12 protein-coding genes and 2 tRNA genes are annotated in these 16,721 nt (G+C 61.3%); 11 read left to right on the plus strand and 3 right to left on the minus strand.

The annotated features are described in order from the left end of the window. Window positions 1-104: 104 nt before the first annotated feature. The 5 genes from ACZ881_RS00310 to ACZ881_RS00330 all read left to right on the plus strand — a co-directional run bounded on the left by ACZ881_RS00310 (window position 105) and on the right by ACZ881_RS00330 (window position 5,933). Entirely contained in the window at window positions 105-1,241 is a 1,137-nt protein-coding gene (locus tag ACZ881_RS00310; protein ID WP_091468651.1) for a YlbL family protein, read from the plus strand. A gap of 125 nt (window positions 1,242-1,366) precedes the next feature. Beyond that, window positions 1,367-4,363 carry a UPF0182 family membrane protein gene (locus ACZ881_RS00315; RefSeq protein ID WP_476111871.1) on the plus strand — a complete coding sequence of 999 codons (2,997 nt, stop codon included), beginning with the start codon at window positions 1,367-1,369 and terminating at the stop codon, window positions 4,361-4,363. Between the two features lie 133 nt (window positions 4,364-4,496). Continuing rightward, a tRNA-Met gene (locus tag ACZ881_RS00320) sits at window positions 4,497-4,570 on the plus strand. A 370-nt stretch (window positions 4,571-4,940) separates the two neighbouring features. Further along, a tRNA-Met gene (locus ACZ881_RS00325) sits at window positions 4,941-5,014 on the plus strand. Between the two features lie 121 nt (window positions 5,015-5,135). Continuing rightward, window positions 5,136-5,933 carry a GntR family transcriptional regulator gene (locus tag ACZ881_RS00330; RefSeq protein ID WP_178996974.1) on the plus strand — a complete coding sequence of 266 codons (798 nt, stop codon included), beginning with the start codon at window positions 5,136-5,138 and terminating at the stop codon, window positions 5,931-5,933. Between the two features lie 110 nt (window positions 5,934-6,043). Here ACZ881_RS00330 and ACZ881_RS00335 read toward each other — a convergent pair whose 3' ends face one another. Beyond that, the gene (locus ACZ881_RS00335) at window positions 6,044-6,832 is read right to left on the minus strand and encodes a PspA/IM30 family protein (RefSeq protein ID WP_054808911.1); all 789 of its coding nucleotides are present in this window, start codon (window positions 6,830-6,832) and stop codon (window positions 6,044-6,046) included. 98 nt (window positions 6,833-6,930) lie between these two features. Next, complete coding sequence (locus tag ACZ881_RS00340; RefSeq protein ID WP_476111872.1) at window positions 6,931-8,985, minus strand: TPM domain-containing protein; 2,055 nt, start codon at window positions 8,983-8,985, stop codon at window positions 6,931-6,933. 332 nt (window positions 8,986-9,317) lie between these two features. Here ACZ881_RS00340 and ACZ881_RS00345 point away from each other — a divergent pair, with 332 nt between their 5' ends. From ACZ881_RS00345 to ACZ881_RS00370, 6 genes are all read left to right on the plus strand, one after another. Beyond that, entirely contained in the window at window positions 9,318-10,946 is a 1,629-nt protein-coding gene (locus ACZ881_RS00345) for a S1C family serine protease (protein WP_476111874.1), read from the plus strand. A 261-nt stretch (window positions 10,947-11,207) separates the two neighbouring features. Then, window positions 11,208-12,011 (plus strand): electron transfer flavoprotein subunit beta/FixA family protein, encoded by an 804-nt coding sequence (locus ACZ881_RS00350; RefSeq protein ID WP_476111875.1) that lies wholly within the window; start codon window positions 11,208-11,210, stop codon window positions 12,009-12,011. A gap of 14 nt (window positions 12,012-12,025) precedes the next feature. Further along, window positions 12,026-12,979 (plus strand): electron transfer flavoprotein subunit alpha/FixB family protein, encoded by a 954-nt coding sequence (locus ACZ881_RS00355; protein WP_476111877.1) that lies wholly within the window; start codon window positions 12,026-12,028, stop codon window positions 12,977-12,979. Between the two features lie 5 nt (window positions 12,980-12,984). Continuing rightward, entirely contained in the window at window positions 12,985-13,764 is a 780-nt protein-coding gene (locus ACZ881_RS00360; RefSeq protein WP_476111878.1) for a PIG-L deacetylase family protein, read from the plus strand. A gap of 74 nt (window positions 13,765-13,838) precedes the next feature. After that, window positions 13,839-14,384: a gluconokinase gene (locus ACZ881_RS00365; RefSeq protein ID WP_178996970.1), complete on the plus strand. Its 546-nt coding sequence runs from the start codon at window positions 13,839-13,841 to the stop codon at window positions 14,382-14,384. Beyond that, a complete protein-coding gene (locus tag ACZ881_RS00370; protein WP_091468631.1) occupies window positions 14,381-15,784 on the plus strand; it encodes a GntT/GntP/DsdX family permease in 1,404 nt (467 codons plus the stop codon). The genes ACZ881_RS00365 and ACZ881_RS00370 overlap by 4 nt, the downstream gene beginning before the upstream one ends. A 102-nt stretch (window positions 15,785-15,886) precedes the next feature. Here the strand turns inward: ACZ881_RS00370 and ACZ881_RS00375 are convergent, their stop codons facing one another. Then, window positions 15,887-16,720, minus strand: a complete 834-nt coding sequence (locus tag ACZ881_RS00375; protein WP_476111880.1) for an anti-sigma factor — start codon at window positions 16,718-16,720, stop codon at window positions 15,887-15,889. Window position 16,721 lies beyond the last annotated feature (1 nt).

The raw sequence follows: 16,721 nt of genomic DNA on the forward strand, positions 1-16,721 counted from the left end.
CAACGTCAGACCGCGTAGTGTTGATGTTTGGTATGTGCCGCCGCCGCCTTCGGCGGCAGGAGCCATGGATCCGGTCACGCAAATGCCGGCATAGAGAGGCCTCAATGCTTACTTCGCCCAGCCCCGAGGGCTCATTGGACCCGCGTCAAACGCCCGACGCCGATTCCACCTCCACGCCGCCGGCACCGCCCCGTGACGGTCGCTACATGATCATGGTGATCTCCGGTCTCCTCGCACTCGGCCTCGGCATCGGGGCGGCAGCGTTGCCGGTTCCATATGTCATAGAGTCAGCTGGTCCTACCTTCAATACCCTGGGCAAGGACGGCGACAAGCCTGTCATCAACATTTCCGGCCGTGAGTCATTTCCAGCGAATGGCAACCTTGACCTGACCACCGTGGTCATGACCGGCGGTCCCAAGAGTCCGGCCTCCATCTTCGATGTCTTCCGCGCCTGGTTGGATCCCTCCAGGGCCATTTATCCCGAAGAACTTATCTATCCCAAGGGCACCACCGCCGAGCAGACCGTTCAACAAGGCGAAATAGCCATGGAAACCTCGCAGGAGAACGCGGTGGCCGCAGCCCTGCGTGAGCTCGAGATCCCCTTTGAACAGCGGCTCAATGTCGCAGGTCTATCAGACCCTTCGCCGTCCGCCGGGAAGATCCAGGAAGGTGACCGGCTGGTCTCCATCAACGGCAAGGCGATCACGTCCATGAGCGTTGTCCAAGCCGAACTGGCCGCGGGCGCCGGTGCCCCGGTCGTCGTCGGCGTGGACAGGAACGGCACCTCGGTTTCCGAAACAATAACGCCAACCAAGAATCAGTCGGACCGTTACGTTCTGGGTGTGCTGCTGGCCAGCGATTTCACGTTTCCGTTCGACGTCAGCATTTCCTTGGACAATGTTGGCGGACCAAGCGCAGGCATGATGTTTGCCTTGGGGATCGTGGACAACCTCACGCCGGGGGACCTTACTGGCGGCAAACACGTGGCGGGCACCGGCACGATCACCGCCGATGGCGCCGTGGGCCCCATCGGGGGCATTGCCCAAAAGATGATAGGCGCCCGTCACCAGGGTGCCACCATGTTCCTCGCGCCGGCATCGAACTGTGCCGACGTCGTGGGCCACATTCCGGACGGGCTTCAGGTTGTCAAAGTGGAAACTCTGGCTGACGCCACCGCCGCCGTCGAGCGGCTCGGATCCGGCCAGGACACGGGGAGCCTTCCCACCTGCACAAACAACTAGACTGACGGTGGAACTTAGCTTCACCGCCACTCGTGGCATAGATGACGGCCCCTGCCACATCCCAGCGGCAGGGAAAGTCAACACTCGCACACCGACTGTTCACTGACACCAATGAGGTACAGAGTTTGTCCCGTCCCGCCAGCTCCAACCCGCCCGGAAGATCACCGCTGAGACGAGGTGCCCTGACGCCGACGCTCATTGTCGTGGCAGTGGCCGTCGTCGGGTTCATTTTCTTCGCCAATGTGTGGACTGACGTCCTGTGGTACCAGCAGCTTGGCTTCTTCGAAGTTTATATCCGCGAAAACCTCGCAAGGATCATTACGTTCCTCATCGGTTTCGCCATGATGTTTGCCGCTGTTTTCTTCGCCATCAGGATCGCCTACCGCTCCCGGCCCGTCTACGCTCCGGATGCTGAGGCCCGGGACAACCTCAACCGTTACCAGGCACAGCTTGAGCCTGTCCGTCGGGTTGTCATGATCGGCCTCCCCATCCTGTTCGGGCTCTTCGCCGGCAGTGCGGCAGCCAGTCAATGGCAGAAGGCCCTGTTGTTCTTCAACCAGGAGCCGTTCGGACAGGCCGACCCGTTGTTCAACATGGATATCAGCTTCTATCTGATGACGCTGCCGTTCCTGGGTTTTGTCACGGGGTTCCTGATCAGCATCGCCGTTGTTGCCGGTATTGCAGGCATCCTGACGCATTACCTCTACGGCAGCATCCGCCTTATGGAACGCGGCATCTTTACAAGCAGGGCAGCGCAAATCCATATCGCCGTCACCGGCGCTCTTTTCCTGGTCCTGTTGGGCATCAACTTCTGGCTGGACAGGTACACAACTGTCCAGAGCAATTCCGGCCGCTGGGCCGGTGCCCTTTACACGGATGTTAATGCCGTTGTACCCACCAAGGCGATCCTTGCCGTAGCCGCGGGCCTTGTTGCCATCCTGTTCATTATTGCCGCGGTCATTGGTCGTTGGCGCCTTCCGGTGATCGGCACGGCAATGCTGGTCATCACGGCCATTCTGGCCGGCGGCGTCTACCCGTGGGTTATTCAGCAGTTCCAGGTTCGTCCGTCGGAGAACACCTTGGAAAAGGAGTTCATTGATCGAAATATCAAGATGACGCGGGCTGCTTACGGTCTGGACAAGATCGACGTATCTGCTTACAACGCCACCACTACGGCGACTACCGGTGCCTTGGCGGCGGACGCGCAGACTACCGCCAATATTCGCCTCCTTGACCCGAACCTCATTTCCTCGGCGTTCGCTCAGCTTGAGCAGTACCGCCCGTACTACCAGTTCCCGCAGACGCTGAATGTTGACCGCTACATGGTTGATGGCAAAGTCCAGGACACCGTTATTGCGGTTCGCGAACTGAACCCGGATGGCCTGAGCGCCAACCAGCAGACGTGGGTTAACAGGCACATCGTTTACACCCACGGTTATGGCGTGGTCGCAGCCAAGGGCAACAAGTTCACGGCCGACGGCAAGCCGGAATTCCTGCAGTCGGGCATTCCGTCCAACGGCGTCCTCGGCAACGACAATTCATACGAACCCCGCATCTACTTCGGCGAGAACTCTCCGGAATACTCCATCGTCGGCGCGCCGGATGGTGCCCCGAACCGCGAGCAGGACCGGCCAGCGGGCCGTGAAGGTGGCGGGGAGACGCAGTACACCTTCAGCGGTAATGGCGGACCAAACGTCGGTAACTGGCTCAACAGAATCCTCTATTCCATCAAGTTCCAGTCTTCGGATCTGTTGCTTTCGGACGGCGTCAATGCGGAATCCCAGATTCTCTACGAACGCAATCCGCGCGAACGCGTAGAGAAGCTGGCCCCGTACCTGACTGTCGATGGCAATGCATACCCGGCGGTCGTTGACGGCCGGGTCAAGTGGATTGTTGACGGCTACACCACCAGCCAGTATTTCCCTTACTCCCAGCCTCAACAGTTGCAGAATGCCACTGTTGACTCGCAAACCAGTGCCGGACGTACCGTGGCTCTGCCGAACAGCTCGGTGAACTACATCCGCAACTCGGTCAAGGCCACTGTGGATGCTTACGACGGTTCCGTCAATCTCTACGCATGGGACGACCAGGACCCCATCCTGAAGGCATGGCAAAAGGTCTTCCCGACGGTCATCAAGCCCTATTCGGAAATGTCCGGCGACCTCATGAGCCACGTACGTTACCCCGAGGACCTGTTCAAGGTTCAGCGTGAACTGCTCGGGCGTTACCACGTGACCGACCCGGACAGCTTCTACCAGAACAACGATGCGTGGAGCGTTCCGAACGATCCCACCGTTTCGGAAGCCGTCAAACAGCCTCCGTTCTACATGTCACTGCAGATGCCTGACCAGGAGAAGCCGGCGTTCCAGTTGACCTCATCCTTCATTCCTCAAACGGTCAACGGCAGCGCCCGAAACATCCTGTACGGCTTCCTCGCGGCTGACTCCGACGCCGGGAACGTCAAGGGCGTCAAGGGGGAGAGTTACGGAAAGCTGCGGCTCCTGGAGCTCCCCACCGATACCCAGGTCCCTGGTCCCGGACAGGCGCAAAACAAGTTCAACTCTGACCCCACTGTGTCTCAGGCACTGAACCTTCTGCGACAGGGCGCATCAGATGTGCTGAACGGCAACCTGTTGACTCTTCCCGTGGGTGGTGGCCTGCTCTACGTACAGCCTGTCTACCTGAAGTCCACAGGTGAGACGTCGTACCCCACATTGCAGCGTGTGCTTGTGGCATTCGGTGACAAGATCGGCTTCGCGGCCACGCTGGATGAAGCTCTTGACCAGTTGTTCGGCGGCGACTCCGGTGCTACTGCCGGTGACTCGGACAACAACGGCCAGACGCCCACCTCGCCTCCTGGCACCACGCCGCCGCCTGCTGGCCCCACTGACGCCAAGGCTGACCTCAAGGCAGCCCTGGATGAGGCCAACAAGGCCATCCAGGATGGCCAGGCGGCATTGGCCAAGGGCGACTTCGCCGGCTACGGTGCGCAGCAGACCAAATTGTCTGATGCCCTCAAGAAGGCGATCGACGCTCAGGCCCGCTTGGACGCTACTCCGGCTCCAACAGCGACGCCGGGAGCTACTCCCAGTGCGACGCCGTCGCCCTCACCAAGCAGCTAGTTCTGTAGGCGGTTGAAAGGCCGGTGCCTGCTCCCTTCCGGGGGCGGGCACCGGCCTTTTCCGTTGGCGAGACACACATCACGTCGCTACGATTTGGTCTGCCATTCACCGGACGGTAATGTTGTTCTTGCGACGCGGGGTGGAGCAGTTCGGTAGCTCGCTGGGCTCATAACCCAGAGGTCACAGGTTCAAATCCTGTCCCCGCAACTGGAGAAAAGGTCCGGATCAGTAAACACTGATCCGGACCTTTTGTTTTGCCCCGAAAGTCCCAAGCCGGCATCTTCCCTGGTCCGACGCTCTCTCACGTCCCTCGGGTTTGAGCCCAACCTTCTCTCACGTCCCTCGGGCTTAAGCCCAACCTTCTCTCACGTCCCTCGGGCTTAAGCCCAACCTTCTCTCACGCCCCTCGGGCTTAAGCCCGGCGCTCGGAAGGCATAGGCAGGCCGACAGCGAAGCGCCTTTTGGCTGCCGGCCGCGGTGACCGCGAAATGTTCAGGGTTGAGGGAGTGATCTGCGGCACCTTGGATGCCATATGGTCAGAAGCACCCTGGGCGGTGGGGTAGAGTTGTTCTTGCGACGCGGGGTGGAGCAGTTCGGTAGCTCGCTGGGCTCATAACCCAGAGGTCACAGGTTCAAATCCTGTCCCCGCAACTGGAGAAAAGATCCGGATCAGTGACAACTGGTCCGGATCTTTTGTTTAAGGGGTTACCGGTACACCAGTGCTAGCATCAAACCCGGATTTGCTGAGGCAAGAAATGGATGGGAAGGCCCAATGGTCAACGACGACTACAAGTTTGGCCTAGAGCGTGAAGTCCTCCAGAGGGACAGCCCTGTTGCCGTGTATCAGCAGGTGGCGGACGTGCTCACGGATCAAGTCAGCCGCCTGGAGCCGGGGTCGCGGATTCCCACGGAGGAGTCCCTGATGGATGCCTACGGCATTAGCCGGACCACCGTCCGGAAGGCGATCGAAACACTGGTTGTGAAGGGCCTGTTGGTCCGTAGGCAGGGCAAAGGGACATTCGTGATGGCTCAGCGCCCCGTCAAGATGCTGAATCGTCTGGCACCGTTCATGGAGACGTTCACGGCGGCCGGCATGAAGACTGTCAAGGGACTCATCGAATACAAGTGGATGGAGAAGGACAAATCGGTGCCAGCCAAGCTGGTTTCCGATGACAATCTAGTTCTGGTCATCCGCCGCTCCTACTCAAGCGCGGGTTGGCCTTATGCCATAGCCGAGATTTTCATCCCCTCGCACATTGGCCGCCACATCAGCCTTGCCGATGCCGAACGAAACTCCATCTATCAAGTCATCCAAGACAGGACACTGAAGCCCCTCCATCGGGCAGAAATCACTGTGACAATGCATGCACCGCCCGAGCACCTGGCAGACGCTCTGAACGTCCGCGGGTTTGCTATGGTGCCACGTTTGGAGCGGACTACTTTAGGCCCGCATGGAGAGGTTCTGGAGTGCACGGTGACCTACTTCCACCCCAAGGGATTTGAAATCCGCGCTGAAGTGGCAACCGACGTCAGCCCCGGCCAGGATTCGCCAGTTCCTTCGGCAGGTTAGGTGAAAACCGAAAAATGGGCCGGATCCCTGCGAGGATCCGGCCCATTTCCTGGTTCAGCGGTATGTTGTGGGCAGACCGCCCGATGGACGGTTACAGTCCGGTTTAGTTCCTAGAGCTTGTCGAAGTCAGCTTCGTCGACAGTTGCGCCGGTTGACGCCGGAGCTCCCGCGCCGATGGCAGGCTTGGAACCGCCCGACTTCAGGGCCGCCAGACGGGCTTCGATCTCGGTCTGCTCTCCGAGATCTTCGAGCTGGTTGAACTGCGCATCGAGGCTGGAGCTGGCGAGTTCCTGCTGGCCCAGGACCTTGGCCTCTTCGCGGCGGATCTTCTCTTCGAAGCGGCCCACCTCGCTGGTGGGATCCATGATGTCGATGCTCTTAAGGGCATCGTGCACCTGGGACTGCGCGGCAGCGGTCTTGGAACGTGCCACCAACTCGTTGCGCTTGGCGGTGAGTTGGTTCAGCTTGTTCTTCATCTGGTCAAGCCCGGTCTTGAGCTTGTCCACCACCTCGGTCTGGGACGCGATGCTCGGCTCTGCTCCCTTTGCCTCGGACTCCGCCGTCATCTGGCGCTGGATGGCTACCTTGGCAAGGTTGTCGAACTTTTGGGCATCAACGGAATCACCGGAAGCACGGTACTCGTCGGCTTTCCGGGATGCTGCCAGGGCTTTGTTGCCCCAATCCTGAGCGTTCTTGACGTCCTCGTTGTAGTCCGCCTGCAGCATCCGCAGGTTGCCGATGGTCTGGGCAACGGCTGATTCGGCCTCGGCAATGTTGTTCGTGTAGTCGCGGACCATCTGGTCCAGCATCTTCTGCGGGTCCTCAGCCTGGTCCAGCAAGGCGTTGATGTTTGCCTTGGCGAGCTGCGAGATCCGACCGAAAATGGACTGCTTAACCATGGTGTTGCCTTTCGTCCTGCTCAGTGGTGACACTGAAATCAGTGATCAGTTGTTGTACCGCTTCTATGCGGGGCATGGACCCCGCCTAGTCTGTCTGGCTAGAAGTCGCCTCCACCGCCGCCGTCGCCGCCCCAGCCGCCGCCGTCGAAACCGCCGCCGGAGTCGCCTCCGCCCCCGAAGAAGCCACCGTCGCCTCCGCCGTCATTGCCGCCGCCCCAGCCGCCTCCGCCGCCGTTCAGGATGGAGTTGATGAGGATGCCGCCGAGTATTGCGCCGCCGAGGCCACCGCCTCCGCCACCCCCGCCGAACATTCCGCCGCGGCCGTAGCCTTGGTCGGCGTGGCCGAACTGGTCGACGTCGGACTGCGCGAGTTGCGCCGCCTGGGCTGCCAGGGAATGCGCCTGCTGTGCATAAGTAAGAGCGGTCACGGGGTCGTTGCGCGAGATCGAAAGCGCGTAGTCGAGGTTGCGCTGCGCTTCCGCCAACCTTGTCCGGGCTTCTGTGCCCACGCCGCCGCGGCGGGCTGTGATGTAGTCCGATGTTGCGCTGATCTGCGCCTGGGCGGCCATGATTGTTTGCTGCAGGGAGGCCTGTGCCCGGCGGGCCTGCTCCTGCTGGTCGCGGATGCCGGACAACGACTGATCGAGCGCTTGGTGGGCTGACTCTACGCGGCTCAGCGTCGCGATGGGATCGATCTTTCCGCCTTGGATCTCGGTCTTCACCTGTGCCAGGGCGGCTTCCACGCCGGCCACGGGCCCGGCAAGTTCCGGGTGTTCGCCGGACTGGATCATCGCACGGGCCTGGGCAAGGTCCTGGCTGGTCTCCGCCACGGCGCCTTCCAAGGAGGAGCGCGCCTCATCAAGGCTGCCTGCCGTCTTGGAGATGGCATCGATCAGCACCTTGGTCTGGTGCAGGCTTTCTTCTGCGGCACGAACTGCCACAGCAGCCAGGCTGTTCTCGCCGTTTGCCAACTTTTCCTGGGCGGCGGTGGCGGCGTTCTGCACGAATGCGAGTCGCTCCTTGGCCTGCAGGATGTTGTCTGAGACCTGAGCCAAGGCGGACTCGGCGTACTTGGCGCGCAATCCCTCTAGGGACTGCTCTGCGCTGGCGATCTTGGCATCGGCTTCCTTGGCTCCCGCAGTTACTGCTGCCAAAGCCTGAGGGGCGTTCTTCTCAAGCTCGCGCAAAGAGTCGAAGTCAGCCTTCTGATCACGCAGTGACGCCAGGGCGGCCTCTGAGCGGCGGATGATTTCGCCAAGCCAGCTCCGCTGCTGCTCTTCGGTGTCAGGAATGTGGTCGTCCAGCTGCTGCTGCAGCTTGAACGACTCCGTCATGTGGCCCTTCGCCTCTTCCAAAGCTTTGGTGAAGTTGCCAATAGCAGAGTCACCGTACTGCGCCTGCGCAAAACCGAGTTCCTGCTCGCTGGATTTGATGGCGTCGTCCGCCTCGATCAACAGCGAACCGCTCTTCTGGCGCAGTTCCGGAATGCTGAGACCCGCAAGAGGGTCAAGTTCTTCACCTTGCGGTCCGTAGCTGGCGCTGACGGCCTTGGTGCTGCCCTTCTTGCGGCGGTTTCGGAGATAGAGGTACGTACCGGCGCCGCCTGCTGCGACCACGCCCACCCCGACAAGGACGCCAACGCCGGCGTTGCCGCTGGGCACTGTTCCGCTGCCTCCGCCGGCCGCATCTCCGATGGCTGCTGCTGCATCGATGACAGCCTGGGCATAGTTACCTGCTCGCAACTGGGGGTCAATTGCCTTACTGGTAATCGTGTCCCGTTGGGCATTGGTGATCTTGCTGTTGTCGGGTTTGCTCAGCTGGTACTGCCGCGTGTCGGTTGCCACTGCGAGAACCAGGGCGTTCGGCCCAAGCTGCGCTTTCTCTGCAACGTCAGCAGCCCACGCAACTCGATCTGTCGGATTCTCGAATCGCTTGACGAGCACAGCGTGCAACGTCATGGCGTGCTCCGTACCGAGCTTTTGGATGGCCTCTTGGACCTTCGCTTTGTCTCCCCCGAGTACGCCGGCCGAGTCCACAATCTTGGTGGCGGGATCGAGCGTCACTGGACTCTCAGCCCAGGCTGCGCCGGCCGGCAGGGCCAACATTCCAGCCAGGCCGATAACAGCGAGTACGCGTTTAACTATTGACCGCATGTGCAACCCTTCAGCACGTCTGCGACTGGAACAAGGCGTACCAATCGTCACAGAATGCTCAGCGCCCCCACGCATGGTGTAAAGCCGCAGGTCGCTGTGGCAATTCCTCTTGATTCTATGGTGCACCCCATGGCCCGTCCACAGGGGTGAATATGCCACCAGCGAAATATAGGAGAGAGCTGGAATGTTGACCCGTTGAGGGTCTTTTTGAAAGGTTCGCCCCGGCTGCGGGAACAGGGGCCGGGACCTTTCAGGAAGCTCCCAGCGAACGTCCGCTTTTGTTCCAGTTATTGGGTACATAGTTGTTGGAGACGAGGACGAAAGGAAGACCCATGACGGAGAACCCAGCGCAGGGCACCGCACCAGAGGACCGCGAGCCATCCGAGCCGCGGAGGACGACGGGGGAGCAGGGCGATGCAGCCACCACCCAGCAGCAGCCTGCCTGGACGTCAGGACAACTGGCCGGTACGAAAGGCACTGCACAGCACACCACTCCGCTGCCTGCCTTCCAGTCTCCGGCAGCCCAGCAGCAGTCCCAGCAACCGCAGCAGCCGCAGTACTACGGCGCTCCGCAGCAGAATGATCCGGCTCACCGCCCCAGCTACCCACAGCACCAGCCGTTCTACGGTGGTTCAAACCCCGGAACAAATGGAAATGCCGGCAGCCAGTTCCACAACGCACAGGGATTCCAGAATGCCCAAGGGCAGAATGGCCCCGGAATGCAGCACACCCCAGTCCACTCTTCGGCGGTAGCCAACAAGCGTAAGCCGGCATTCGGTGTCGGCACCCTTGTGGCAAGCATGCTTGCGGCAGGTTTGGTCGGTGGCGGTGTGGTGGCCGGCAGTAACGCGCTGTGGGATAACCCCGCCCCGGCTGCTTCAACAGGCGGGCAGTCCAGCACGGTCATCGTGAACAACAAGGACGACGTCAACGTCATTACCGCTGCGGCGGCCAAGGCATCGCCCAGCGTGGTGACCATCAAGGCGACCAGCGGCAACGAGGGCGGCACGGGTTCCGGCATCATCCTCGACGACCAGGGCCACATCCTCACCAACACCCACGTCGTAACGCTGGACGGTGCTACCGCCAACGCTGCCATCGAGGTCCGGACGAGTGACGGAAGGGTCCTGAAGGCCACAGTGGTTGGCACGGACCCGTTGTCAGACCTCGCCGTGATCAAGGTGAGCGACGCATCGGGCCTTGTCCCGGCGACTCTGGGTGACTCGTCCAAGATCAACGTGGGGGACACCGCCGTCGCCATCGGTTCGCCGCTGGGCCTCACCGGTACGGTGACGGACGGCATCGTTTCCACGCTCAACCGCACCATTAGTGTTGCGTCGTCCGCGGTGCCGGAAGGTACGCCGGATGAGAGCCAGGGCGACGACGAAGGCTTCCAGTTTGCGCCACCGAACGGTGGCCAGAGCCAGAGCGCGGCCAACGAGGGTTCGATTGCCATCAACGTCATCCAGACCGATGCCGCTATTAACCCAGGTAACTCAGGCGGTGCCCTGGTGAACAGCAAGGGTGAAGTTATCGGCGTCAACGTAGCCATCGCTTCCGCGGGCAGCGGAACCTCCGAATCGTCCACCGGTAACATCGGAGTTGGCTTCAGCGTCCCGATCAACCACGCCAAGCGCGTCGCGCAGGAGATCATCGATACCGGCAAGGCCAGCCATGGTCAGTTTGGTGTGTCTGTTCGTTCGAAGTCCTCTTCGGGCAGCGATTCAGGCTTCTCCGTGGGTGCTGAGGTTGCCTCAGTGACGTCGGGTTCGGCAGCTGCCAAGGCTGGGCTCAAAGTCGGCGACGTCGTAACCAAGTTCGGCGACTACACCGTGAGCGATCCCAACCAGTTGACCGCCGCTGTCCGCGAGCAGCCGGCCGGTGCCAAGGTGAAAGTCACCATTCAGCGTGGTGGCCAGACACAAGAGGTAGAGGTCACCCTCGACGCCGCCCAGCAGTAGGCGGCCCATTAGCAGGCAAGAACAACGTACGACGGCGGACGGCACCTCTTTGGTGTCGCCCGCCGTTTTGCTGTGGCCACGCAGTCAACTGCAACGAAACGCATCGCGCGTAGCTGAAACAGGACTTAACGCAGGGAGTGGTTTTCTGCGGGCAATATGCTTAGCTAGGACGAGCCCACACGATGGGCAATTTACGGCCACGCTGCTGCGTTTGGCCGTCCACAAGCATGGAAGGCTGCTTCGAAGACAGTGGAAGAGACATTGAAGATTGTCGTTCTGGTCAAGCACGTCCCGGACGCCCAGTTCGACCGGCACATCACCGGACCTGGCAACACAACCGACCGTGAAGAGAGCATTTTGTCCGAACTGGACGAATACGCCCTCGAGGCAGCGCTCCAACTGGCGGAGGAACGCGGCGGCCCGAAGTCCGGAAACGAGGTCATTGCCTTGAGCATGGGCCCGTCCGGTGCGGTCAATGCTGTGAAGAAGTCCCTCCAGATCGGCGCGTATTCCGGCGTCCACCTCAGCGATGACGCTTTGGCTGGTTCGGATGCTGCTGCTACATCTCTGGCACTTTCCGCCGCCATCCGCCACATCTCAGCCGATGGCCGTCCGGTGGACCTGGTTCTGACGGGCATGGCCTCCACGGATGGCGAGACTTCGCTCATCCCTGCCCAGCTTGCCGAGCGTTTGTCGTTCCCGCAGGTCACCTTTGCCTCCAGCCTTGAGGTCACAGGCGGCCAGGTCACGGCCCGCCGCGATGCTGGCGCCTTCTCCGAAACGGTTGAAGCGCAACTCCCTGCAGTGGTCTCGGTGACCGATCAGATCAACGAACCGCGCTATCCCAATTTCAAGGGCATCCTGGCTGCCAAGAAGAAGAAGATTGCCTCCTTGTCGCTGGCCGACATCGGCGTGGACGCCTCGCAGGTCGGCTTGGCCGGCTCGTGGACAGTGGTTGAGTCTGCAGAGGCACGCCCACCGCGGACTGCAGGAACCATCATCACAGACGACGGCGACGCCGGCATCAAGCTGGTCGACTTCCTCGCCGCACAGAAGCTGCTCTAAAGGGGACTCCAACCATGGCAATTGCACTTGTTTTCATTGACAACCCGGGAGCAGCGCTCAAGAAGAGCACCCTGGAACTCCTGACCATCGCCCGTTCCCTGGGGGAGACCGCCGTCGCCTTCACCGGGCAGCTGCACGACGACGTCGCCGCCACCTTGGGTGCATACGGTGCCACCACGGTCTACCAGCCGTCGGTGGACAACCTCGACAAGTACTTGGTGGGACCCAAGGCCGCTTACCTCGCCGCTGCCGTGGCAGCGTCCGGAGCTACGACGGTACTCCTGGACAACTCGCCTGAGGGCAAGGAAATCGCGGGCAGGCTCGGCATCAAGCTCAACGCCGGCGTCATCACCGACGTCGTGGGCGTTGAGGCTGACGGCACCGCGCACAAGTCGGTTTTGGCGGGCTCCTACAACACCACCGCTAAGGCCACCACTCCGGTGACGGTTCTTTCGGTCAAAGCCAACAACGTAGAGCCTGCACCGGCTGGTACTGCGGCAGCCCCGTCAACCTCCACGGTAGACGTTCCGGCAGACGCGATCGCGAACTCCGCACGCATCGCGGCGCGGACCGAGAAGCCCGTCAGCGGCCGGCCGGACCTCAGCGAAGCAAGGATCGTCGTTGCCGGTGGTCGTGGCGTGGACGGCGACTTCGGCCCGCTCGAAGAGCTTGCCGATGCCCTGGGCGCGGCAGTTGGTGCGTCCCGCGCCGCTACCGATGCAGGGTGGATCGGCCACGACGCACAGGTTGGCCAGACCGGCGTCACGGTGTCACCGCAGCTGTACATTTCTGCCGGCATCTCAGGGGCCATTCAGCAAAAGGCCGGGATGCAGACTTCCAAGGTCATTGTGGCCATCAATAAGGACGCAGAATCGCCGGTGTTCGAGATTGCCGACTACGGCATCATCGGTGACCTCTTCAAGGTTCTCCCGCAGGCAACTGCGGAGATTAAGAAGCGGAAAGGCTGATCCCTTTGTCCACTGACGCCACGTCAGCGAAGAGCCCGTTCGACGCCTCTACGGAGCGCGTTGAGCGGGTGCTTTGTTTTACTGCCCATCCTGACGACATCGACTTTGGCGCTGCCGGGACCATTGCGGCCTGGACGGCGGCCGGCGTCGAGGTCAGCTATTGCATCATGACCGACGGCGACGCCGGCGGCTTTGATCCGGTGGATAGGGAACGAATCACCGAACTCCGCGCAGAGGAGCAACAGCGGGCAGCAGCCCTGGTGGGAGTCACCGACATCCATTACCTGCACGAGCATGACGGCTACCTTGAGCCGACACATGGCGTCATCAAGCAAGTAGTGAAGCTGATTCGCGAGATCCGTCCCGACATCGTGCTCACCATGCACCCGGAAAGGAACTGGGATCGCCTGCAGAAGAGCCACCCTGACCACCTCGCGGCAGGCGAAGCCGTTACCCGGGCGGTCTACCCGGCAGTGGAAAATCCCTTTGCCTACCCCGAGCTGGCCGCGGAAGGACTTACTGCCTACAAGCTGCCGTGGTTGTGGTTTATCTCCAGCCCGGGTGCCAGGGAGAACTACTTTGTGGATGTCTCGGACCACGTGGAGGCAAAGCTTGACGCCATCCGCGTCCATGCGAGCCAGCACCCGGATATCGAAGGTATGGAGCGCGTGGTCCGGAGCATGATGTTGGTCAACGGGGAGCGTGCCGGCCTGCCCGCCGGGACCAGCGCGGAGGCTTTCCACGTAGTGTCCGTTAACGGGTCAAGCACCATCGCCGGTTTCTGACGTTGCTGTGGTGTAACCCGTGTCATATGCTTGATCTCGGTTAAATCATATTTATTCGAGGAAGGCAGACTTTGATGGCGAAGACTGCGCAGCAACCTGTACTGGTGATTATGGGAGTCTCCGGTTCGGGCAAATCGACTGTAGCCGGCGTATTGGCAGGGAAACTTGGATGGGACCTTGCCGAAGGCGATGATCTCCATCCTGAAGCGAACGTGGCAAAGATGCACTCGGGACAGGCCCTCAGCGATGAGGACCGCTGGCCTTGGCTGGGTATCATCTCGGATTGGATCAGGGCGCACGTGGATTCCGGAACCCCGGCGATCATCACCTGCTCGGCACTGAAAAAGAAATACCGCGACGTACTCAGGGGTGAAGGCGTTGTCTTCGTCTTCCTGCAGGGGAGCAAGGACAAGATCTCGGATCGCCTTGCCTCCAGGCATGGGCACTTCATGCCGCCGTCGCTCCTGGAATCCCAGTTCGACGCACTTGAGGAACCCACGGAAGACGAACACCACATCTCCTTGTGTGTTTCCGCGTCGCCGGCCGAAGAAGCCGACGAAGTGATTGAACGGCTCGGCCTCCGGCCCCTGGGCGCCGGTACCGAAGTGACCGCCTCGTGAGGGTCCTGGAAACAGCGACCCAGGTGCAGGAATGGACAGCGCACGACACCCAACTTCTTGTGGTGGCAGCACTGGGCATTGCACTGATCGTGGTGCTGATCGCGAAGCTGAAACTGCATCCGTTCCTGGCGCTGGTCCTGGGCTCGGCCTTCGTGGGACTGGCGTCAGGCGTGGAACTGGGCAAGGTGATCACCAACTTCGAGGACGGCGTCGGGGGTGTCCTCAAGGAAGTCGGCCTGCTCATTGCGCTCGGAGCCATGCTGGGGAAGCTGCTGGCTGATTCCGGCGGAGCCAACCGCGTGGTGGACACCCTGTTGGCTAAAGCCAGCGGCAACAAGCTCGTGTGGATGATCACGCTCGTGGCTGTGATCATCGGCTTGCCAATGTTCTTCGAAATCGGACTCGTTCTGCTGCTTCCGGTGATTGTCCTGGTAACCCAGCGGTCCAAGATGAAGCTGATGCGTATCGCTATTCCGGCGTTGGCAGGCCTGTCCGTGCTTCACGGACTGGTGCCACCGCACCCGGGTCCGTTGATTGCGATCAGCGCAGTCAAAGCGGAACTGGGAACAACGCTCGGCTTGGGCATCCTCGTGGCGATCCCCACGGTTATTATCTGTGGCCCGCTCTTCTCGCGGTTGGCTGCCCGTTGGGTACCTGTTGACGCTCCGGCCGTAGCCGGAGGCATCGACACCCAGCACGCAGCCGATCTGAGCGAAGTGAAGCGCCAGCCGTCGTTCCTTGTGACACTGCTGACCATTATCTTCCCCGTGGTCCTCATGTTGCTGAAGGCTTTGGGCGGCATCATCTGGCCAAACCCTGAAACGGCACCGGCAATCAGGATCTTCTTCGACTTCGTGGGCCAGCCTCTGGTGGCCATGACGTTGGCGGTCCTTTTGGCAATCGTGACGTTCGGATACGCCGTAGGCTTCACCGGCAGCAGGATCACAGCCAAATTGGGTGAAAGCCTGGGGCCCATCGCTGCCATCCTCCTCATTGTGGGCGCCGGTGGTGGTTTCAAGCAGACCTTGATCGGTGCCGGCGTAGGCGATGCCGTCAAGAAATGGGCAGAAGGCGCCAACATGTCGGTCCTGGTGCTCGGCTTCATCGTGGCGGTGGCTCTCCGCCTGGCCACGGGCTCGGCGACAGTGGCGACCGTGACTGCAGCGGGCATTGTGGCACCCCTCGCCAGCAGCCTTAGCCCGACGCACGCAGCCTTGCTGGCCTTGGCCATCGGAGCAGGGTCCCTGTTCCTGTCCCACGTCAATGACGCTGGATTCTGGCTGGTCAAGGAATTGTTCGGTCTTACCGTTGGGCAGACGTTCAAAACCTGGTCCGTGATGGAGACGCTGATCTCCGTGGTGGGCTTCGGCTTCGTGATGCTTCTATCGCTCGTGTTGTAGCTGCGAAAACGATCTTGTAGCTGCGAAAGCAGCCGACAAACGCACGACGCCTGCCGTCCCCTTAGGTGGGGCGGCCGGCGTCGTGCGCTGTTTCGTCATGTGTCAGGCGCTGAGCCCCACCACCAGGACCGGGTCCGTGGTGGGGGCACTGGATCCGCCAGTGGGTTCCACGGTGATGGCTACGGACGAGGCTGAGGACAGGCCCTTTACGACGGCTGGCTTGGAGAGCGTCTCCGCATCCATGGTTCCCTGCGGTACAGGGGCGGAGCCGTCCTTGGGCAAGGTCCACAACTGGTAGACCTTGCCTTCCGGTGCCGGTGCAACCCCGTCCATCAGAACCACGAAGGAATCTTTGGCCGATGATGCAGAGATGGTGGCCGTACCACCGCCGGGAACAGGCGCGGACTTCTTCTGGACGTCCTGTGCCTGCAGAACCTGGTTGACCGGGTCATTCTGCGCAGAAACGTAGGCGCCCACTCCGATGCCGCCCAGTGCAATCACAGCTGCTGCGGCAGCTCCGACGATCCATCTGCGTGCGCCACCGGTGCGAGTGCGTTCTGCGCGCCTGGCCCTGGCCGCCGCAAGGTCGTCGACGGCGGGATTCGCTGCCGGCGGGGCCGCCGGCTCAGCAGGGGGTTGGATGACGGCATCCGTGGTGATGCGTTCCATGATGTTGTCGAAGAGCCCGACCGGGGGTGCCTCTTCCGGCGCGAAGCTGACTGACAGTGCCTCGCGGGCTTCGCGGACCCGATCCAGGAACTCAGGACGTTCAGGAGCGTCCTTGATGTAGTCGTCGATCATGGCCCGTTCGTCGTCGTTCACGGCGTCCAGGGCATAGATTTCCGCCAGTTCCAGAACGCGGCCCTCGGCGAGGTCGGTGGCGATGTCGTTGGCAAACATTCTGCGGATAAAGCCTCCACTGGTGTTTTCACTCATA

Source organism: Paenarthrobacter sp. TE3676 (assembly GCF_056279165.1).

Bases quoted from the DNA above. Each gene is read 5' to 3' on its own strand.
- ACZ881_RS00310 (WP_091468651.1), top strand. From the start codon at position 105: ATGCTTACTTCGCCCAGCCCCGAGGGCTCATTGGACCCGCGTCAAACG.
- ACZ881_RS00330 (WP_178996974.1), top strand. From the start codon at position 5,136: ATGGTCAACGACGACTACAAGTTTGGCCTAGAGCGTGAAGTCCTCCAG.
- ACZ881_RS00335 (WP_054808911.1), bottom strand. From the start codon at position 6,832: ATGGTTAAGCAGTCCATTTTCGGTCGGATCTCGCAGCTCGCCAAGGCA.
- ACZ881_RS00340 (WP_476111872.1), bottom strand. From the start codon at position 8,985: ATGCGGTCAATAGTTAAACGCGTACTCGCTGTTATCGGCCTGGCTGGA.
- ACZ881_RS00345 (WP_476111874.1), top strand. From the start codon at position 9,318: ATGACGGAGAACCCAGCGCAGGGCACCGCACCAGAGGACCGCGAGCCA.
- ACZ881_RS00355 (WP_476111877.1), top strand. From the start codon at position 12,026: ATGGCAATTGCACTTGTTTTCATTGACAACCCGGGAGCAGCGCTCAAG.
- ACZ881_RS00365 (WP_178996970.1), top strand. From the start codon at position 13,839: ATGGCGAAGACTGCGCAGCAACCTGTACTGGTGATTATGGGAGTCTCC.
- ACZ881_RS00375 (WP_476111880.1), bottom strand. From the start codon at position 16,720: ATGAGTGAAAACACCAGTGGAGGCTTTATCCGCAGAATGTTTGCCAAC.